The sequence below is a fragment of the Variovorax sp. VaC1 genome, assembly GCF_043658315.1.
Classification (GTDB): domain Bacteria; phylum Pseudomonadota; class Gammaproteobacteria; order Burkholderiales; family Burkholderiaceae_C; genus Variovorax.
This window is the reverse complement of the sequence record NZ_JBIGLT010000005.1, coordinates 60,504-77,820: the sequence shown is the minus strand read 5'-3', so window position 1 is coordinate 77,820 and position 17,317 is coordinate 60,504. Positions and strand designations below refer to the sequence as shown.

The 17,317-nt window shown below is 66.5% G+C and carries 18 protein-coding genes; 6 read left to right on the top strand and 12 right to left on the bottom strand.

The window, feature by feature from the left end; all coding sequences use genetic code 11:
- Nucleotides 1-5: 5 nt before the first annotated feature.
- Genes ACGLHS_RS20265 through ACGLHS_RS20250 form a run of 4 tightly spaced genes read right to left on the bottom strand, consistent with a single transcriptional unit; the run spans nucleotide 6 to nucleotide 4,920 of the window.
- On the bottom strand, nucleotides 6-1,199 hold the full coding sequence (locus ACGLHS_RS20265; protein ID WP_394482655.1) for an acyl-CoA dehydrogenase family protein: 1,194 nt from the start codon (nucleotides 1,197-1,199) through the stop codon (nucleotides 6-8).
- 4 nt (nucleotides 1,200-1,203) lie between these two features.
- Nucleotides 1,204-2,058 (bottom strand): enoyl-CoA hydratase family protein, encoded by an 855-nt coding sequence (locus tag ACGLHS_RS20260; protein WP_394482653.1) that lies wholly within the window; start codon nucleotides 2,056-2,058, stop codon nucleotides 1,204-1,206.
- Nucleotides 2,055-2,534: a MarR family winged helix-turn-helix transcriptional regulator gene (locus ACGLHS_RS20255; protein ID WP_093243021.1), complete on the bottom strand. Its 480-nt coding sequence runs from the start codon at nucleotides 2,532-2,534 to the stop codon at nucleotides 2,055-2,057. Before ACGLHS_RS20255 ends, ACGLHS_RS20260 begins: the two co-directional genes overlap by 4 nt.
- A 1-nt stretch (nucleotide 2,535) precedes the next feature.
- Nucleotides 2,536-4,920 carry a bifunctional salicylyl-CoA 5-hydroxylase/oxidoreductase gene (locus ACGLHS_RS20250; RefSeq protein WP_394482650.1) on the bottom strand — a complete coding sequence of 795 codons (2,385 nt, stop codon included), beginning with the start codon at nucleotides 4,918-4,920 and terminating at the stop codon, nucleotides 2,536-2,538.
- A 118-nt stretch (nucleotides 4,921-5,038) separates the two neighbouring features.
- Here ACGLHS_RS20250 and ACGLHS_RS20245 point away from each other — a divergent pair, with 118 nt between their 5' ends.
- Both ACGLHS_RS20245 and ACGLHS_RS20240 read left to right on the top strand, forming a co-directional pair.
- Nucleotides 5,039-6,307, top strand: coding sequence for a class I SAM-dependent methyltransferase (locus tag ACGLHS_RS20245; protein ID WP_394482648.1), 1,269 nt, complete (start codon nucleotides 5,039-5,041; stop codon nucleotides 6,305-6,307).
- Nucleotides 6,308-6,319: 12 nt separating this feature from the next.
- Entirely contained in the window at nucleotides 6,320-6,643 is a 324-nt protein-coding gene (locus ACGLHS_RS20240) for a DUF1840 domain-containing protein (RefSeq protein WP_394483520.1), read from the top strand.
- A gap of 114 nt (nucleotides 6,644-6,757) precedes the next feature.
- Here ACGLHS_RS20240 and ACGLHS_RS20235 read toward each other — a convergent pair whose 3' ends face one another.
- Nucleotides 6,758-7,795 (bottom strand): Bug family tripartite tricarboxylate transporter substrate binding protein, encoded by a 1,038-nt coding sequence (locus ACGLHS_RS20235; protein ID WP_394482646.1) that lies wholly within the window; start codon nucleotides 7,793-7,795, stop codon nucleotides 6,758-6,760.
- A gap of 61 nt (nucleotides 7,796-7,856) precedes the next feature.
- Entirely contained in the window at nucleotides 7,857-8,783 is a 927-nt protein-coding gene (locus ACGLHS_RS20230; RefSeq protein ID WP_394482644.1) for a LysR family transcriptional regulator, read from the bottom strand.
- A gap of 123 nt (nucleotides 8,784-8,906) precedes the next feature.
- Between ACGLHS_RS20230 and ACGLHS_RS20225 the strand changes: the two genes are divergently transcribed.
- Complete coding sequence (locus ACGLHS_RS20225; RefSeq protein ID WP_394482641.1) at nucleotides 8,907-9,677, top strand: SDR family oxidoreductase; 771 nt, start codon at nucleotides 8,907-8,909, stop codon at nucleotides 9,675-9,677.
- A 24-nt stretch (nucleotides 9,678-9,701) separates the two neighbouring features.
- On the opposite strand, the gene ACGLHS_RS20220 is transcribed toward ACGLHS_RS20225, so the two are convergent.
- From ACGLHS_RS20220 to ACGLHS_RS20200, 5 genes are all read right to left on the bottom strand, one after another.
- A complete protein-coding gene (locus tag ACGLHS_RS20220) occupies nucleotides 9,702-10,124 on the bottom strand; it encodes a MarR family winged helix-turn-helix transcriptional regulator (protein ID WP_394482639.1) in 423 nt (140 codons plus the stop codon).
- Nucleotides 10,125-10,139: 15 nt separating this feature from the next.
- Entirely contained in the window at nucleotides 10,140-11,105 is a 966-nt protein-coding gene (locus ACGLHS_RS20215) for an alpha-ketoacid dehydrogenase subunit beta (RefSeq protein ID WP_394482637.1), read from the bottom strand.
- A complete protein-coding gene (locus tag ACGLHS_RS20210) occupies nucleotides 11,096-12,118 on the bottom strand; it encodes a thiamine pyrophosphate-dependent dehydrogenase E1 component subunit alpha (protein ID WP_394482635.1) in 1,023 nt (340 codons plus the stop codon). The genes ACGLHS_RS20215 and ACGLHS_RS20210 overlap by 10 nt, the downstream gene beginning before the upstream one ends.
- Nucleotides 12,119-12,314: 196 nt before the next feature.
- On the bottom strand, nucleotides 12,315-12,965 hold the full coding sequence (locus tag ACGLHS_RS20205; protein WP_394483518.1) for an NADPH-dependent F420 reductase: 651 nt from the start codon (nucleotides 12,963-12,965) through the stop codon (nucleotides 12,315-12,317).
- Nucleotides 12,966-12,970: 5 nt separating this feature from the next.
- The gene (locus ACGLHS_RS20200) at nucleotides 12,971-13,885 is read right to left on the bottom strand and encodes a haloalkane dehalogenase (protein WP_394482633.1); all 915 of its coding nucleotides are present in this window, start codon (nucleotides 13,883-13,885) and stop codon (nucleotides 12,971-12,973) included.
- A 125-nt stretch (nucleotides 13,886-14,010) separates the two neighbouring features.
- Between ACGLHS_RS20200 and ACGLHS_RS20195 the strand changes: the two genes are divergently transcribed.
- The gene (locus ACGLHS_RS20195) at nucleotides 14,011-14,937 is read left to right on the top strand and encodes a LysR substrate-binding domain-containing protein (protein WP_394482631.1); all 927 of its coding nucleotides are present in this window, start codon (nucleotides 14,011-14,013) and stop codon (nucleotides 14,935-14,937) included.
- Nucleotides 14,938-15,256: 319 nt separating this feature from the next.
- Here ACGLHS_RS20195 and ACGLHS_RS20190 read toward each other — a convergent pair whose 3' ends face one another.
- Nucleotides 15,257-15,640 (bottom strand): RidA family protein, encoded by a 384-nt coding sequence (locus ACGLHS_RS20190; RefSeq protein ID WP_394482629.1) that lies wholly within the window; start codon nucleotides 15,638-15,640, stop codon nucleotides 15,257-15,259.
- Between the two features lie 233 nt (nucleotides 15,641-15,873).
- On the opposite strand from ACGLHS_RS20190, the gene ACGLHS_RS20185 reads away from it, so the two are divergent.
- Nucleotides 15,874-16,503, top strand: coding sequence for a response regulator transcription factor (locus ACGLHS_RS20185; RefSeq protein WP_093243041.1), 630 nt, complete (start codon nucleotides 15,874-15,876; stop codon nucleotides 16,501-16,503).
- 67 nt (nucleotides 16,504-16,570) lie between these two features.
- Nucleotides 16,571-17,257, top strand: coding sequence for an alpha/beta family hydrolase (locus ACGLHS_RS20180; RefSeq protein ID WP_394482626.1), 687 nt, complete (start codon nucleotides 16,571-16,573; stop codon nucleotides 17,255-17,257).
- Nucleotides 17,258-17,317 lie beyond the last annotated feature (60 nt).

The following is a 17,317-nucleotide window of genomic DNA, read 5'->3' as shown; positions in this document are numbered from 1 at the left end:
GGTATTTATCCCCGCAGAACGGATTTGCCAATGATCAGTTGTTGAACCTCCGTCGCGCCTTCGTAGATGCGCAGCGAGCGGATGTCGCGGTAGAGGCTCTCAATCTTCGTGCCAACCTTCACGCCCAGGCCGCCGTGCATCTGCAGCGCCATGTCGATCACGCGGCTCGCGTTCTCGGTGGCGCACATCTTGGCCATTGCCGCCGCGGCCGACACGTCGCCCACCGCGGGTGCACCGCGCCGTTCGGCGTCGTCGCGCATCCATGCGGCGCGGTAGGTGAGCAATGCGGCGCTGTCGATCAGCGCGGCCATCTCGCCGAGCTTGGCCTGCGTGAGCTGGAAGTCGGCGAGCGTCTGCCCGAACATGCGGCGGCCTTTTGCATGCGCAATGGCTTCGGCGAGCGCACGACGCCCCATGCCAAGCGCCGCAGCGGCAACCGATGCACGAAAGATGTCGAGCGTGCGCATCGCGAGCTTGAAGCCGCCGTTGAGTTCGCCCAGCTGTGCCGTGCGCGGCACGATGCAGTTGTCGAAGCGCAGCGTGGCCAGCGGGTGCGGTGCCATCACGTCGATGTGCGCCGAGGTGTCGAGGCCGGGCGTCGTCGCATCGACGATGAACACGGTGATGCCGCGCGTGCCGCCCGTGGGATCGGTCTTGGCGAACACGCAATAGAAGTCGGCGATGCCGCCGTTGCTGATCCAGGTCTTCTCGCCGTTCAGGCGCCAGCCGTCGGCTGTGGGTTCGGCGCGCATGGCCATCGCGGCCACATCAGAACCAGCATCGGGTTCGCTCAGTGCGAAGGCAGCGATCTTGTCGCCCCTGCCCACGGCCGTCAGGTACTGCGACTGTTGCGCCGGCGTGCCGTCGAGCGTGATCGCGCCGCTGCCCAGCCCCTGCATCGCAAAGGCGAAGTCGGCCAGTGGCGAGTGGTAGCCCAGCGTTTCGCGCAGCAGCACGAGCGCGCGCGAATCGAGGCGCTCCAGTGCACCGCCCGCGCTGCCGGGCACGGCATAGCGCAGCCAGCCGCCATCGCCCAGGCGGCGGACCCATTCGCGGCAGGCCGCGCGGTCGTCGCGCTCGTCGATCTCTTGCGCCGCGCACCACGGCAGCAGGTCGTGCGCGAGCGAGCGATGCGCCTCATCGAAGAACGGCAGCGCAAGGTGTGCTGTCGAAGGTGGCGCGGAGATCTTGGTCATCATGGCGTCAGTCCCCACCGAACACCGGCTTGCGCTTGGCCGCGAAGGCTTCGTACGCACGCTTGAAGTCTTCGGTCTGCATGCAGATGGCCTGTGCCTGCGCTTCGGCCTCGATGGCCTGGTCGATGGTCATCGACCATTCCTGCGACAGCATGGTCTTGGTCATGCCATGCGCGAAGCTCGGGCCTTCGGCCAGTTCGCGTGCCACCTTGGTGGCGGCGTCGAGCAGGGCGTCGCTTTCGTGCAGCGCATTGAAGAAGCCCCAGGCGTGGCCTTCTTGCGCCGTCATCGCGCGGCCGGTGAACAGCAGCTCCGATGCGCGGCCCTGGCCGATCACACGCGGCAGCAGTGCGCACGCACCCATGTCCGCGCCGGCCAGGCCGACGCGCGTGAAGAGGAAGGCAGTGCGCGTGGCGGGCGAGCCGTAGCGCAGGTCGCAGGCCAGCGCGATCATCGCGCCGGCACCGGCGCACACGCCGTCGATTGCGCCCACGATCGGCTGCGGGCATGCGCGGATCGCCTTCACCAGGTCGCCCGTCATGCGCGTGAACTCGAGCAGCTCGGGCATGCGCATGCCGGTGAGCGGGCCGATGATCTCGTGCACGTCGCCGCCCGAGCAGAAGTTGCCGCCCGCGCCCGTGACCACGATCGCCTTCACGTCGGTGGCGTAGTTCAGCGCGCGGAACAGGTCGCGCAGCTCGGCGTACGAGTCGAAGGTCAGCGGGTTCTTGCGCTCGGGCCGGTTCAGCGTGATCGTGCCGACGCCCGCTTCGTAGTGCCATGCGAAGTGTTCGGCCTTGTAGGCTGCCTTCGCTTCGAATTGCGCGCGCATGGGATTGCTTGCGCCGATGTAGTGCTTCATTCGGTCTCCGCCATCAATTGGTTGTGTGAGTGTTGCTTGACCTTGCCGAGCAGCTTGTGAAGCTGCGAGATCTCTTTGCCGCTGAGGCCCGCAAAGGCCTCGACGATCCAGTCTTCATGCTGCTGCGCCATCTCGTTGAAGAGCTTGCGGCCGCGTGGCGTCAGGCGCACGCGCCAGGCGCGGCGGTCGCCTTCGACGTTGATGCGCTCGACCAGCCCTTCGGTCACGAGCTGGTCGGTGATGCCGGTGACGTTGCCGCCCGTCACCATCATCCGGCGCGAGAGCTCGTTCATCTTCAGACCGTCGGGCGAACGCTCGAGCTGCGACATCAGATCGAAGCGCGGCAGCGTGGTCGAGAACTGCGAGCGCAATTCGTTGCGCACCTGCTTTTCGATGAGTTGTGTGCAGGTGAGCAACCGCAGCCAGAGCCGCAGCGCTTCGGGGTGTTCGCTGTGCGCGCGCGCTTCGAGGTCCATGTCAGTGTGTCTCCTCGGGGTTCGGTGCGGTACCCATCGCGGCGTTCGCGGCAGCGATCTGCTGCTGCTTGGCGATCTCGCGGTACATCTGGTCGCGGCCACTGAGGTACTGCTTGGGCCAGTCGACGTCGCGGCTTTGCAGCTTGGCGGCTTCATGCAGCGTCCATGCGGGGTCCGCCAGGTGCGGACGCGCGATGGCGCAGAGGTCGGCGCGGCCGGCCGCGATGATGCTGTTGGCCTGGTCCGCGTCGGTGATCGCGCCGACGGCGATGGTCGAGATGCCGACCTCGTTGCGGATGCGGTCCGAGAACGGCGTCTGGTACATGCGGCCATAGATCGGCTTGGCCGCGCGCGTGGTCTGGCCGGAAGACACGTCGATGAAATCGGCGCCGGCTTCCTTGAATAGGCGCGCGACCACGACCGCGTCGGCATCGGTGTTGCCGCGGGGTGCCCAGTCGTGCGCGGAGATGCGCACACTCATCGGCTTGTCTTGCGGCCACACGGCGCGCATGGCGCGGAACACTTCGAGCGGGTAGCGGCAGCGCGCTTCGATGTCGCCGCCGTATTCGTCGGTGCGCTGGTTCGTGAGCGGGCTGATGAAGGCCGACAGCAGGTAGCCGTGCGCGCAGTGCAGTTCGAGCCAGTCGAAGCCGCACTCGACGGCGCGGCGCGTGGAGTCGACGAACTGGTCGCGCAGCGCGTCCATCTCGGCGCGCGTGATGGCGGCTGGCAATTGGTTCTGTTCACCGTAGGGCAATGCGCTGGCGCCGAGCAGCGGCCAGTTGCCTTCTTCGAGCGGCTCGTCGGTGCCTTCCCAGCCCACACGCGTCGAGCCCTTGGGGCCGCTGTGGCCGAGCTGCATCGCGATCTTCGCGCTCGACTGCGTGTGCACGAAATCGACGATGCGCTTGAAGGCGGCTTGCTGCGTGTCGTTGTAGAGACCGGTGCAGGCCGGCGTGATGCGGCCTTCGGGCGTCGGGCTCGTCATTTCGACGAACACCATCGCGGCGCCGCCGAGCGCGCGTGCGCCCAGGTGCACCAGCAGGAAGTCTTGCGGCACGCCATCGACCGCGCTGTAGGTGGCCATCGGCGACACCAGGATGCGGTTCTTCAGCGTGAGCCCGCGTACCTTGTACGGCATGAGCATCGGCGCCATCGCCTTGCCGCCCGCGAGCCATTCTTCGTAGCCGCCGAGCCATTGCGTGTCGCGCACGCGCAGGTTCTCGTGGCTGATGCGCTGCGAGCGCGTGAGCAGCGAGTAGGCGAACTGCTCGATCTGCATGCCGGTGTAGCGCGGCACGTTCTCGAACCATTCGGTGGAATTGCGTGCGGCGTTCTGGATCTTCAGAACCTCGACGCTGCGGCGTGCCTCGTAGCCTTCGAGCACGTGGTCGACGGTGCCGCCCTGCGCGAATTCGTTGGCGAGGTCGATCGCGTCTTCGAGCGCGAGCTTGGTGCCCGAGCCGATCGAGAAGTGCGCGGTATGGGCTGCATCGCCCATCAGCACCACGGGCACCGAGCGGCCATTGACGTCGATGCGGTGCGTCCAGCGCTCGCACACCACGCGCGGAAAGCGGATCCAGTTGGCCGAGCCGCGCAGGTGCGTGGCATTGCTGATGAGCGAGTGGCCGCCGAGGTATTTGGCGAACAGCTTCTCGCAGAAGGCGATGGCTTCGGGCTGCTCCATCTGGTCGAGGCCGTGGGCCTTCCACACGGCTTCGGGCGTCTCGACGATGAAGGTCGATGTCTTGTCGTCGAACTGGTAGGCGTGCGCCTGGAACCAGCCGTGCTCGGTCTGTTCGAAGGCGAAGGTGAAGGCGTCGAAGGTCTGGTGCGTGCCGAGCCACACGAAGCGGCAGTTGCGCAGGTCGACGTCGGGCTTGAACACATCGGCGTAGCGCTGGCGGATGCGGCTGTTGAGGCCGTCGCTGGCGATGACGAGGTCGGCGTTGTACTGCGCGGCGATCGCCTGATCGTCGGTGGCGTCGGTCTCGAACACGAGGTCGACGCCCAGCGCAAGGCAGCGCTCCTGCAGGATGTTCAAGAGGCGCTTGCGGCCGATGCCGCAGAAGCCATGTCCGCCCGAGCGCACCTGCCGGCCCTTGAAGAACACCTGGATGTCGTCCCAGTGATGGAACTCGTTGCCGATGAGCGCCGCGGTGTCGGCGTCGGCCGCCTTGAGGTTGCCGAGCGTCTGGTCGCTCAGCACCACGCCCCAGCCGAAAGTATCGAAGGGGCGGTTGCGTTCCACCACCGTGATCTGCAGCGCCGGGTTGCGCGCTTTCATCAACAGGGCGAAGTAGAGCCCGGCCGGCCCGCCGCCGATGCACAGGATGCGTTGGAGGTCCGAGGCAGGAGCGGGGCGGACGTGGCTTAGGCTGTTCATGGTTCAATAGTTTAGACATAAACAATCTGCTGTCAATGCCGAATGGTTACGGCCGCTGGTTGCGTCCGGTTGCGGGGCGGGGATGCAAAGCCTTGTAAAAATCAATACCATGAGCCCCATGCAAAACTTGATACCCAAGATCGAGTCGCAGCTGGCTTCGCTGCCTGTCCCCATCGCGCTGGAACTGCCGGATGGCCGTCGCGTAGCCCAGGCCGGAGCCCGCGTCACCCTGGCCTTCAAGGAGTGGGCGGTGCTGGCCAAGCTGGCAGCCCGCCAGGTCGGCGCCATCGGCGAGGCCTATGTCGAGGGCAAGGTGCAGATCGAAGGCGCAATGCGCGACCTGATCGATGCCACCGTCGGCATGCTGCCCGGCAACCCGGCCGAAACAGACACCGGCTGGTGGAGCCGCCTGCAGCACATGGCCAAGTCGCACGGCTCGCATTCGCTGCGCAAGGACGCGGCCCAGATCGAGTTCCACTACGACGTTTCCGACGACTTCTACGCGCTGTGGCTCGATCCGCGCCGGGTCTATTCGTGCGCGTATTTCCGTACACCCGACCTCACGCTGGCGCAGGCGCAAGAGGCCAAGCTCGACCACATCTGCCGCAAGCTCATGCTGCAGCCGGGCGAGCGCTACCTGGACATCGGCTCCGGCTGGGGCGCGCTGCTGTTGTGGGCCGCCGAGCACTATGGCGTGGATGCGACCGGCATCACGCTGTCGAAGAACCAGCATGCGCACGTGCAGCGCCTGATTGAGGAGAAAGGCCTACAGGGCCGCGTGCGCGTCGAATTGCGCGACTACCGCGAGGTGTCGGCCGACCAGCCTTTCGACAAGATCTCGTCGGTCGGCATGTTCGAGCACGTGGGCGCGGCCAACATGCCGACCTACTTCCGCAAGATCCATTCGCTGCTCAAGCCCGGCGGCCTGGTCATGAACCACGGCATCACCTCGGGCGAACTCAACTACCGCCAGCTGGGTGCGGGCATGGGCGACTTCATCGAGAAGTACATCTTCCCGGGCGGCGAACTGCTGCACGTGACGCACGTGCTGCGCGAGACGGCGGCGGCCGGCCTGGAGATGGTCGACACCGAGAGCCTGCGCCCGCATTACGCGCGCACGCTCTGGGCCTGGTCGGATGCGCTCGAGGCGCAGCTCGACACGGCGCGCGAAGTGCTGCGGCGCAGCGGCGGCCGGCAGGGCGAGAACGCGGAGCGCGTGCTGCGCGCCTACCGCCTCTACCTTGCGGGTTCGGCGATGAGCTTCGAGCAGGGCTGGATCTCGCTGCACCAGATGCTTTCCACCAAGCCCGACGGCAAGGTCGAACATGGCGTTTTGCGTGGCGCGCAATCGGTGTACCCTTTTGCCCGTGACTACATCTACAAGTGAGTGAAAAACACCATGCTCTATCGCTTCCAGTCCCGGGCTTCCGCTGATTTCGTGATGCTCGAAGTGCATGCGCGCCAGTTGCTCGACATCGTCGGCAAGTCGGTGGCGCCCCAGGGCATCATCACGGTCGAGCAGATCCCCGGCGCCATTGCCGCCCTCGAAGGCGCGCTGGCGCGCGAAGGCAGCAATGCCCACAACAACGACGACTACGCCGTCGAAGGCCATGCGGCCGACGCCGAGAAGCAGCATGTCGGACTGCACCAGCGTGCAGCCCCCCTGCTTCACATGCTCAAGGATTCGCTGGCCGAAAAGAAGGACGTGACCTGGAAGACCTGATCACGAGAGACATGTCTTCTTCGTGAAACACCGCGGAACCGGCTTTGCCGGGCCGCAGGTGTTGCCCCCTGCAAGGGGGTGGAGAAGCGACACGAAGTGCGCGAAGCCTAGGGGTTAGTCAACTTTCGCCCCGGAGTCCTTGACGACCTTCGCCCACTTCACGTGCTCGCTGGCAATCAGCTTCGTGAAGTCGGCCGGTGAATTGCCGCTCGGGATCGCGCCCTGGGCGAGCATCTTTTCCTTGATGGCCGGGGTGCCGAGCGACTTGGCCACCTCCTGCTGAATCCGGTTCACGATCTCGGGCGAGGTGCCGGCCGGTGCCAGCAGCCCGAACCACGAACTCGCCTCGTAGCCCTTGAGCGATGGGCCACCCACTTCGGCCACCGTCGGAATGTCGGGCAGCGCTGGCGAGCGCTGCGCGCTGGTCACGGCCAGCGCCGTCAGCTTGCCGGCCTTGATCTGCGCCATCGACGAGGGCAGGTTGTCGAACATCACGTCGGCGTTGCCGCCCACCATGTCCAGCAGCGCCGGGCCCGAGCCCTTGTACGGGATGTGCGCCATGAAGGTGCCCGTCATGCTCTTGAACAGCTCGCCCGCCAGGTGGATCGACGTGCCGCTGCCGCTCGACGCCATGTTGAGCTTGCCGGGGTTGGCCTTGGCGTACTTGATGAAGTCCTGTACGTTGTGGATGTTCAGCGTCTTGGCCTTCTCGGCGTTCAGCTCCATCACGTTCGGCACGGCCGCCACCAGGGTGATCGGCGCGAAGTCCTTGATCGGATCGAAGGGCAGCTTGGGGTAAAGCGCGCGGTTGATGCCGTGCGTGCCCACCGTGCCCATCAGCAGCGTGTAGCCGTCGTTCGGCGCGCGCGCCACGATCTCGGCGCCCAGGTTGCCACCGGCGCCCGGCCGGTTGTCGACGATGAACTGCTGGCCGAAGGCCTTCGACAGTTCGGGCGCCACGGCGCGCGCCAGGATGTCGGTGGTGCCGCCGGCCGCGAAGGGCACGACGATGCGCACCGGCTTGGTCGGCCACGTGCTTTGCGCCCACGAAGGAGCGGCCATCAGGGTGACGGCCGCGGCGACCGAAGCCGCGAGCACGCCGCGGCGATTCAACGAAAAGGAAGAGGAAGAGAAAGAGAGAAGAAAAGTCATGCGCGCGGTTGTACAGGGGAGCGCCGCCCGCGTCGCGGGTAAAAACCCCGTGGGTTGCCGCCTACGCGACCTGCATCCGCTGCGCGAAGCGTTCGTTGCGAAAGCGCTCCAGCACGAAATCGACGAACACGCGCGTCTTGGGCGGCAGCAGTTTCTTGCTCGGGTAATAAAGCCACACGGTGCCCGCGTCCTGGTGCCATTCGGGCAGCAGCCGCACCAGCCCGCCGCTGCGCAGGCCGCGTTCGACAAAAGGCATCGGCAGCATCGCGACGCCCAGGCCCATCAGCGCGGCATGCGCGATGGCTTCGGGGTCGTTGAAGATCGCGCGCGGTCGCGGCAGATCGACCGTGGTTTCTTCGCCGTTCGCACGCCGCAAGGTCCAGCTGCGCAGCCGCCCCGTGGGCGAGGAGCGCCGCAGCAGCGTGTCGAGCCGCGCCAGGTCGGCGGGCTGCTCGGGCAGCGCGCGCCCTTGCAGGTACGCCGGCGCCGCGACCGCGACCACGTGGATGCGCGACAGCTCGCGCGCCACCAGCCCGGCCGGCAGCTCGATGCCGCCGCCGATGGCCGCGTCGAAGCCTTCGCCGACAAGGTCCACCTGCTGGTTGTCGAAATGCCAGTCCGGCTGGATGGCCGGGTAGCGCGCAAGGAAGTCGCCCAGCATCGGCAGCACATGCTCGCGGCCGAAGGCCTGGCCCATGCTCACTTTCAGCGTGCCGGCGGGCTGGCCGTCGTCCTTGTCGATCCCGGCCACGGCTTCCTGCAAGGTGGCGAGCGCGCCGCCGATCTGCGCGAGAAAACGCTCACCGCCTTCGGTCAGCGTCAGGCGGCGCGTGCTGCGCTGGAACAGCCGCACGCCGAGCCGCGCTTCGAGCCGCGCGACGTTCTTGCTGACCGCCGCCGGCGTGAGGCCCAGGCGCCGTGCCGCGGCCGAGAAGCTGCCGCCCTCCGCGCTCTGCACGAAGGATTCGAGGTGATTGAGCGGTTCCATGGGCGCATTTTCAACGCCATCTTCAACCTTTGGTTGAATTTGATTGCGCCGATTGATGGCTACCGGAGCAGGAGTGGAATCCCGACACTGAAGTCATTCCTCCACACATCGATCGGAAAAATCATGGCTTCCAACGCTTCTTCCTCCTCTTCTTCTCCCGTCCTGGCTGGTAAGGTCGCCTTCGTCACCGGCGGCTCGCGCGGCATCGGCGCCGCCATCGTTCGCCGGCTGGCGCGCGACGGCGCCGCCGTGGCCTTCAGCTACGCCAGCTCCAGCGCCCCGGCCGACGAACTCGTGCGCAGCATCCAGTCCGAAGGCGGCCGCGCACTTGCGCTGAAGATCGACAGCGCCGACGCCGCCGCGCTGACCGCCGGCATCGACGACGCGGCCCGCACGCTCGGCAAGATCGACATCCTCGTCAACAACGCCGGCGTGTTCCTCGGCGGCACGCTCGACGAGTTCTCGCTCGAAGACTTCGACAAGACGCTGGACATCAACGTGCGCGCCGTGTTCGTGGCGGCCAAGGCGGCCTCGCGCCACATGGGCGAAGGCGGCCGCGTCATCAACATCGGCAGCACCAACGCCGAGCGCATGCCCTGGCCCGGCGGCAGCGCCTACGCGATGAGCAAGTCGGCGCTGGTCGGGCTGGTGCAGGGCCTGTCGCGCGATCTCGGACCGCGCGGCATCACGGTCAACAACGTGCAGCCGGGCCCGGTCAACACCGACATGAACCCGGTCGACGGCCCGAACGCCGCCGCGATGCATGGCCTGATGGCGCTGCCGCGCCACGGACGCCCGGAAGAAATCGCCGGCATGGTGGCGTATCTGGCGAGCCCGGAAGCGGCGTTCGTGACGGGCGCCAGCATCAACATCGACGGTGGTTTTGCCGCCTGAGCCCCCTGAGTCGTTTGCGCCGGGCTATCCGGCGTGCTGCACGGCGGCGATCAGCTTGTCGAGCGTCGCGTCCAGCCGGGCCAGTTCTTTCGCATCGAGCCCGGCGAACAGCTCGGCCTCGCGTTGCCGGCCGAGCGCGCTCACCGTGTCGTGCAGCGCCTTGCCGGTGGCCGTGAGGTAGAGCCGGCCACGGCGCTGGTCGGTCGGGTCGCCGCGGCGCTGCACGCGCTGGTGGTGCTTCAGGCCGGCCAGCGCGCGGCTCACCGCCATCTTGTCGAGGCCCGTCTGGTCAGCGATCTGCGTGGCGCTGAGCCCTGGCTGCGTCGCGAGCACGGCCATGGTCCGCCACTCGTTCAGCGTGAGCTGGTGCGCGTGGCCGACGCGTTCGTGAAACGGCCGCGCCGTGAGGTTGACCACCCGAACCAGCTTGAAGAAGAGCGGGTCCATGGCGCGGCGCCGTCGTCAGCCGAGCAGCTTCTTCGCGGTGGCCACGATGGCCTCGGTGCCGACGCGCGACTGCGCCTCCAGCACCGGCGCATAGCCGACCGGAATGCGCGGCGCACCCAGCCGCGCCACGCGGCAGCCCGTGGCTTCCGCCGCGCTGGCCGCGATCTCGGCGCCGAAGCCCGCGGCCTGCACCGCCTCGTGGACGACCAGCAGCCGGCCGGTGCGCGCGCAGGACGACAGCACCGTGTCGCGGTCCCATGGCCAGAGCGTGCGCAGGTCGATCAGGTCGACCGCGATGCCTTCGGCCGCGAGCGCATCGCAGGCGGCGGCGCAGGCCTGCATCTGCTTGCTCCAGCTCACCAGCGTGAGCGCGTTGCCTTCGCGCACCCGCGCGGCCTTGCCCAGCGGCACGGCGATGTCTTCGTCGACTTCGCCGCGCAGGCCCCACAGCGTCTTGTGCTCGATGTAGACGACCGGGTCGCCGCATTGCAGCGCGGCGCGCAGCAGGCTGTGGTTGTCCTGCGGCGTCGACGGGCTCACCACCACCACACCCGGCAGGTGCGTGAACCAGGCTTCGAGCGACTGCGAATGCTGCGCCGCCGAGGCGTCCCAGATGCCGCCGGGCATGCGCGCCACCAGCGGCACGCGACCCTGGCCGCCGAACATGAAGCGGTTCTTGGCGGCCTGGTTCACCAGCTCGTCCATGCCGCACAACGCGAAGTCGACCACGCGCATCTCGACCACCGGCCGCAGCCCCGCGAGCGCCATGCCCACGCCGGCGCCCATGATCGCGGCCTCGCTGATCGGCGTGTCGATCACGCGCTCGGTGCCGAAGGTCTGCTGCAATCCCTTGTACTGGCCGAAGATGCCGCCGCGGCCCACGTCTTCGCCGAGCACGACCACGCGTGCATCGGCCTCCATCTCGCGCTGGATCGCGAGCGTCGCGGCCTCGGAATAACTCAGTTCTTTCTTCAGCGCCATTGGCCTGCTCCGATGGTCTGCACGTCGGTGAAGGCGGCGCTGGCATCGGGCCAGGGCGCGGCATCGGCCACGGCCAGCGCGGTGTCGACTTCGTCGCGCGCCGCGTTCTCGATGGCGTCGAGCGTCGCGGCGGCGATGCCCGTTGAAAGAAGATGTCCGCGCGCCCGCGCGATCGGGTCCGTTTCCAGCGCGGCGGCCAGTTCGGCCGGGTCGCGGTAGGCCGCGAGGTCGACCGACACATGGCCCTTCACCCGGTAGGTCAGCGCGTGCAGCAGGCGCGGCCCGCCGCCGGCGCGCACCTCGGCCACCAGCCGCGCGGCTACCGCGTGCACCGCGAACACGTCGTTGCCATCGACCTGCGTGGCCGCGATGTCCATCGACGCGGCGCGCGCCGAGGCGCCGTCGCCGGCCGTCATCGGGCCGCTCGCGGTGGTCGCGCTCCAGCGGTTGTCTTCGCAGACGAAGAGCACCGGCAACTCGTACACGCGCGCCCAGTTCAGCGCTTCGAGAAAGGGCCCGCGGTTGATGGCGCCGTCGCCGAAGAAGCAGACGGTGATGTCGTCGCTTTTCTTGAGCAGCTTCTGCGCGTGCGCCGCGCCCACCGCTATCGGCAAACCGGCGGCGACCACGCCGTTGGCGCCGAGCATGCCGACCGAAAAATCAGCGATGTGCATCGAGCCGCCCTTGCCGCCGTTGAAGCCCGTGGCCTTGCCGAACAGCTCGCACATCATCCGCGTGAGGTCCGCGCCCTTGGCCAGCGTGTGGCCGTGACCCCGATGGGTGGAGGTGAGGTAATCGCTCGTGCGCAGGTGCGCGCAGACGCCGGCCGGCACCGCCTCCTGCCCGGTCGAGAGGTGCAGCGGCCCGCGCACCTTGGCGGCACCGGCGGCCTGCTGGCCGTAGGCACTCACGCCACCCTGGCTGGCCGTTTCGGCGGCGTTCTCGAAGGCGCGGATGCGCACCATGACGCGGTACAGCGCCTCGCCGGCGCGGCCAGGAATGCTCGGGTCCATCTTGTCTCCAACGCCCTGGGAATCGGCGCTTTGACAAAAATCGTATCAAGCGAGATGGAATGGATGCAGCGGGCTTACCCCGGCGCGGCCGCAGCGAGGTTTTGCCAACAGAAAGCCAGAAGGTGAAACCGGCCTTTGCCAACGCTCACTTCGACGGGCACTTGCTACGGGGCGCAGGCCGGCCCTCACCTGATGTTCAAGCGACCCGGATCAGATCGATGCCAGCGAGAGGGCCGCCTGCCTGCTGCAGTTGACCACCCGCGACCAGCCCTCCCAGGTCCAACGGCACCCAGCCCACCGTCGATGCGATGTTCTTCACCAATTCCTTGGAGGGCACGTGGTCGCCCGACACGAACATGACCCGGCGACCTCCTCCGGCCAGTTCCGGATCGGCCGCGAGGGTGTTGGCGGCCAAGGTATTGAATGCCTTGACCAGGCGCGCATCAGGGATGAGGCTGGCGACGATCTCACTGGACGTTCGCTTGCCGATATCGATGAGTGAAAGCTGTCCGTCTTTTTCCATGTAGGGGTTGGTTGTATCGATGACGATCCTTCCAGCCAGCGTGCCGAGGCCCGCAATCGCTTCGCGCATGTCCTCCCATCTCATGGCCAGAACGACAACAGCTTGGGCGGCAACCGTTTCCAGAGTGCCCGCGTAGGCGTTCGGTCCCAGCTCCCGAATCAGATTTCCGAGCGACCCGGGGCCTCGCCTGTTCGCAAGAACCACCTCGTATCCCGCCTGTACGAGACGCGATGCCAGGGCCGCCCCCAGCCGGCCCGTGCCGGCGATGCCTATCTTCTTCATGGCATGGCGCCTTTGCGTTGGAACGGAACGGTCGTGCAGCACTTGACTCACGATCCAGCTCCCTTGCCATTGCCGTGCGCTTGCAGGAACGCCGAAAGAGCCTTGCCCACTTCATGCGGAGAGTCTTCCTGAAGGACGTGGGCACCCGTGACCGTGACTTCCTCCTGATGCGACCAGCTCCTTGCGTAGCTGAGGGCTTCGCCCGTCAGGGCTGCTCCGGGAGATCCGACGATCAGCAGCTTCGGAACGGGAGCCTTCGACAACCAGTCGCCGGACGCTTTCACGATGTCGACGACATCGGCAGGGCTGCCCTCGATAGGCAGCTCCCGGGGCCATGCCAGCATGGCTTCACGATCTTCAGGGTGGAGATAAGGCGCCCGAAAACCTGCCATCGTGGCTGGGCTCAGCGGGTGCACGACGGTGCGGGGCAATATGTCTTCCACGAAGGCGTTTTTCTCGATGACCATGCGGCGGCCTTCCTCCGAGCGCAGTGCCTGGAAGACACGTCGAGGCCCCTCCGGGTAGTCGGCCCAGGTCGACGGTCGTATGACGCCTTCCATGTAGACGAACCCGCTGACACGCGAGCGATTCCGGTTGGCCCAATGGGCTGCAAGCGCCGTCCCCCAATCGTCGGAAACAAGCACGACCTGCTCTTCCAGCGCGAGGCTTTCGAACCAGGCATCCAGGTATCGGGCCTGATCCTGGAAGCGATAGCTCCCCGAAGGAGATTTGGCTGACAATCCCATCCCGATCAGATCGGGCGCCAGGCACCGGCCATGGGGCTGTGCATGCGGAATGATGTTCCGCCATACATACGACCAGGTGGGATTGCCGTGAAGGAACACGATGGGGCGGCCTTGCCCGACGTCGACGTAGCTCATCACCGAATCCAGAACATGGATTCTTCTGCGGGGATGTGGATCTCCGTAGTGGCGCAAGGTGGCAGTGGAAACTATTGGCATTGAAAGGCGTTCCTGAAGTTGACGAGGTTGGCCACGAAGGGCCTGCCACTGCAGGTTAGAACTTCAAACCTTGCGCACATAGCTGCCAGCGCCGGACGACCCGTTACCCGCAATCGGACAATCCCATGGCCCGTCAGCCCATCCTCGAAGACCTCAACGACCTCTACTACTTTGCGATGGTGGCCGAGCACGGGGGCTTTTCCGCGGCGGCCCGCATGCTCGACATCCCCAAGTCACGGCTCAGTGCCCGGGTCGCCGTGCTCGAAAACCGGTTGGGCGCCCGCTTGCTGCATCGAACCACCCGGAACGTCACGCTGACCGAATTGGGGGCTCGCTTCTTTGCGCATGCCCAGGCTTCGATCGAACAGGCACTGTCTGCGCAGGAAGTGGTCGACGTTGCCAGCGCGGTGCCGAACGGGATGGTTCGCATCTGCTGTCCTGCATTGGCAACGAGGCTGTACCTCGCCCCGCACTTGCCGACCTTCATGGACAAGTTCCCCGGCGTTCGCTTGCAGGTGATCACGACAGACCGACGGGTGGATCTGCTGGCCGAATCCATCGACGTTGCGATCAGGCTCTACCGGTCCGATGACATGGAGCCCGATCTGGTCACGAAGCGTCTTGGCGTCAGCCGACGCATCCTGGTTGCAAGCAAGGGCTACATGCAACGTTCGACGCTTTCCCATCCGGAGGATCTGCGCGAGGAGCGGACCCTCGTCTACGGTGCCGGAGACGAATGGCAGGAATGGCTGCTCGTGAACTCCGACGGCCAGCCCGTGACCGTGAAGCACCGGCCCATGCTCACATGCATGGACAGCGAGGCCGTTCTCAATGCCGCCGTTCATGGTTTGGGCATTGCCATGTTGCCGGACGCCGCATGCAAGACGGCACTGGATCAGGGGAAGCTGGTCAAGGTGCTGGATGGGTGGAGCACCCCGGAACTGGTGCTGCACCTTGTCTTTCCTTCGCGCCGCTACATGTTGCCTTCGGTCAGGTCGCTCGTGGACTTCCTCACCGACCTCTTGCCGCCGCTGACCACATCGGACTCATAAGGCACACCTGTTTTTCCGTTCGCAGGCCCTTGGCGCCTCGCGCGCCGCATGCAAGGGAAAACTCTGGGGACAGTTTCGGCACAAAGTCACGGTTATCCACAGTCGGATCGACCGCGCCCAAGTTGTTCTTCTTTTCGAGACAGCTCGGAAGCACGGGTGCACACAGTGACACGGGCATGACAAGTCGTTGTCAGCCAAGGGAAAAAGTGCGCTGTCCACAGATCGGGTTTACCCCTATCTACTACTACTAATTTAATTAAGAAGAATTAAGAAAGAAGAAGCGCGGAAGCGATGTGGCATTGCACGGTGAAAAAGCGGCTCATTCGAGGACGGCCACCGCCTCGATTTCGATGAGCAGGTCCGGTCGCGCAAGCCTCGAAACTTCCATGAGGCTGCATGCGGGCAGCGGCGCCGAGAAGAACCGGTCCCTTGCTTCCCGGAACGCGGCGAGCCGAGACATGTCGGTCACGAACACCGTGAGCTTCACCACGTCGCGCAGGCCGGCCTCGCTGGCTGCGAGCGCGGTGCGCAGGTTCTCGAACACCTGGGTCGTCTGCGCGTGCAGGTCGTCGGGCCCGACCAGTCGGCCTTCGGCGTCGAGCGCGATCTGGCCCGACACGTAGAGCGTGCGGCGCGCAACGACTTCGACCACATGGCTGTAGCCGGTCGGTGTGTGCAGGGTAGGTGGGTTCGAATGCTTCACGTGTTTTCTCCGGGGTTGAGCGGCCGCAGCATGCCGCATTCAGGTGACGACCGGTGCGCCAGGCACGCCCGAACGCGCACGGCTCCTACGCCGCCGAAAGACATGCCAGCATTCCGGTGCAGGACAACAGCCCGACCCGCTCCGGCACCGCCCGATCGGCGGATGCGTGTGGCATGGTGGGGCATTCCCCGGCGCTTCTTGCGTCCATGAACCTGCCCGGAGGCACACATTCCATGATCAAGATCGGCATCGTCGACGACCACGCCGTCGTCCGCGCGGGCCTCAAGGCCTTCTTTTCAACCTTCGTCGATTTCCGCGTGGTCGGCGAAGCCGGCTCCGGCCGCGAAGCCATCGACCTCGTGCGCACCGCCGACATGGACGTGCTGGTGATGGACCTGTCCATGCCCGGCCAGAGCGGTATCGACGCGCTCGCGATGGTGCGCGCCAAGGCGCCCGAACTCGGCGTGCTGATCCTCAGCGGCTACCCGGAGGAGCACTACGCGGTCAACCTGATCCGCCAGGGCGCGTCGGGCTACCTCAACAAGGAATGCGAGCCGGAAGAAATCGCCAGGGCGATCCGCACGGTGGCGCTGGGGCGCCGCTACATCTCAGCCTCGGTCGCCGATCTGCTCGCGGGCCAGCTCGAACGCAAGGACGGCGCGCCGCACAAGCACCTGTCGGAGCGCGAGTTCCAGGTGTTCCTCAAGCTCGCCAAGGGCGAGTCGGTGGGCAGCATCGGCGAGGCGCTGTCGCTGTCGGTGAAGACCATCAGCACCTACCGCACGCGGCTGATGGAGAAGATGAACCTCTCCACCAACAGCGACCTGACGTACTACGCCATCAAGACGCAGCTGATCGATTGAGCGGGCGGCCGCGCGCCGTTCGCGAGTCTTCGGTTTTGGGGTTCTGGATCTTGGGCAAACTGCGGCCGTGATCACCACCCATCCCCTTTCCATTTCCGTGGCACCCGACACCGTCGTGTCGGCCCTCGCCGTGTCGCCGCCCTCGCCTGAAGCCTGCTATGTGCTGGCACACGGCGCCGGTGCGGGCATGACGCATCCGTTCATGCAAGCGGTGGCCGAAGGGCTCGCGCAGCGCCGCATCGCCACGCTGCGCTACCAGTTTCCCTACATGGAGCGCGGCAGCAAGCGCACCGACGCGCCGGCCCTGGCGCACGCCACGGTGCGCGCGGCGGTGGGTTGTGCGTCGGGGCACTTCGGCGGGCTGCGTCTTTTTGCCGGCGGCAAATCGTTCGGCGGGCGCATGACCTCGCAAGCCCACGCGCTGGAACCGCTGCCCGGCGTGCAGGGGCTCGTCTTTCTCGGCTTTCCGCTGCATCCCTCGGGCGCGCCATCGGCCTCGGCCGCGCGGGCGGCGCATCTGCAGGACGTCGATGTGCCCATGCTCTTCGCGCACGGTCCGCGCGACACGCTGGCCGAGCCGGCGCAGTTCGATGCGGTCACACAGGCGCTGGGCCCCATCGCCACCGTGCTGGAGATCGATGGCGCAGACCACTCGTTCCAGGTGCTCAAGCGCTCAGGGCGCACCGACGAGGACGCGCTGGACGAACTGCTCGACGGCATCGCCGTGTGGACGCAGGCCTGGCACATCGGCTGAAACCGCCTGCGAAACAGCCGTTCGCCGGCCGCGCGCGGGCGCAACGCACTTGCGGAAAGC

Bases quoted from the DNA above. Each gene is read 5' to 3' on its own strand.
- ACGLHS_RS20265 (WP_394482655.1), bottom strand. From the start codon at position 1,199: ATGATGACCAAGATCTCCGCGCCACCTTCGACAGCACACCTTGCGCTG.
- ACGLHS_RS20260 (WP_394482653.1), bottom strand. From the start codon at position 2,058: ATGAAGCACTACATCGGCGCAAGCAATCCCATGCGCGCGCAATTCGAA.
- ACGLHS_RS20255 (WP_093243021.1), bottom strand. From the start codon at position 2,534: ATGGACCTCGAAGCGCGCGCGCACAGCGAACACCCCGAAGCGCTGCGG.
- ACGLHS_RS20250 (WP_394482650.1), bottom strand. From the start codon at position 4,920: ATGAACAGCCTAAGCCACGTCCGCCCCGCTCCTGCCTCGGACCTCCAA.
- ACGLHS_RS20245 (WP_394482648.1), top strand. From the start codon at position 5,039: ATGCAAAACTTGATACCCAAGATCGAGTCGCAGCTGGCTTCGCTGCCT.
- ACGLHS_RS20240 (WP_394483520.1), top strand. From the start codon at position 6,320: ATGCTCTATCGCTTCCAGTCCCGGGCTTCCGCTGATTTCGTGATGCTC.
- ACGLHS_RS20235 (WP_394482646.1), bottom strand. From the start codon at position 7,795: ATGACTTTTCTTCTCTCTTTCTCTTCCTCTTCCTTTTCGTTGAATCGC.
- ACGLHS_RS20230 (WP_394482644.1), bottom strand. From the start codon at position 8,783: ATGGAACCGCTCAATCACCTCGAATCCTTCGTGCAGAGCGCGGAGGGC.
- ACGLHS_RS20225 (WP_394482641.1), top strand. From the start codon at position 8,907: ATGGCTTCCAACGCTTCTTCCTCCTCTTCTTCTCCCGTCCTGGCTGGT.
- ACGLHS_RS20220 (WP_394482639.1), bottom strand. From the start codon at position 10,124: ATGGACCCGCTCTTCTTCAAGCTGGTTCGGGTGGTCAACCTCACGGCG.
- ACGLHS_RS20215 (WP_394482637.1), bottom strand. From the start codon at position 11,105: ATGGCGCTGAAGAAAGAACTGAGTTATTCCGAGGCCGCGACGCTCGCG.
- ACGLHS_RS20210 (WP_394482635.1), bottom strand. From the start codon at position 12,118: ATGGACCCGAGCATTCCTGGCCGCGCCGGCGAGGCGCTGTACCGCGTC.
- ACGLHS_RS20200 (WP_394482633.1), bottom strand. From the start codon at position 13,885: ATGCCAATAGTTTCCACTGCCACCTTGCGCCACTACGGAGATCCACAT.
- ACGLHS_RS20195 (WP_394482631.1), top strand. From the start codon at position 14,011: ATGGCCCGTCAGCCCATCCTCGAAGACCTCAACGACCTCTACTACTTT.
- ACGLHS_RS20185 (WP_093243041.1), top strand. From the start codon at position 15,874: ATGATCAAGATCGGCATCGTCGACGACCACGCCGTCGTCCGCGCGGGC.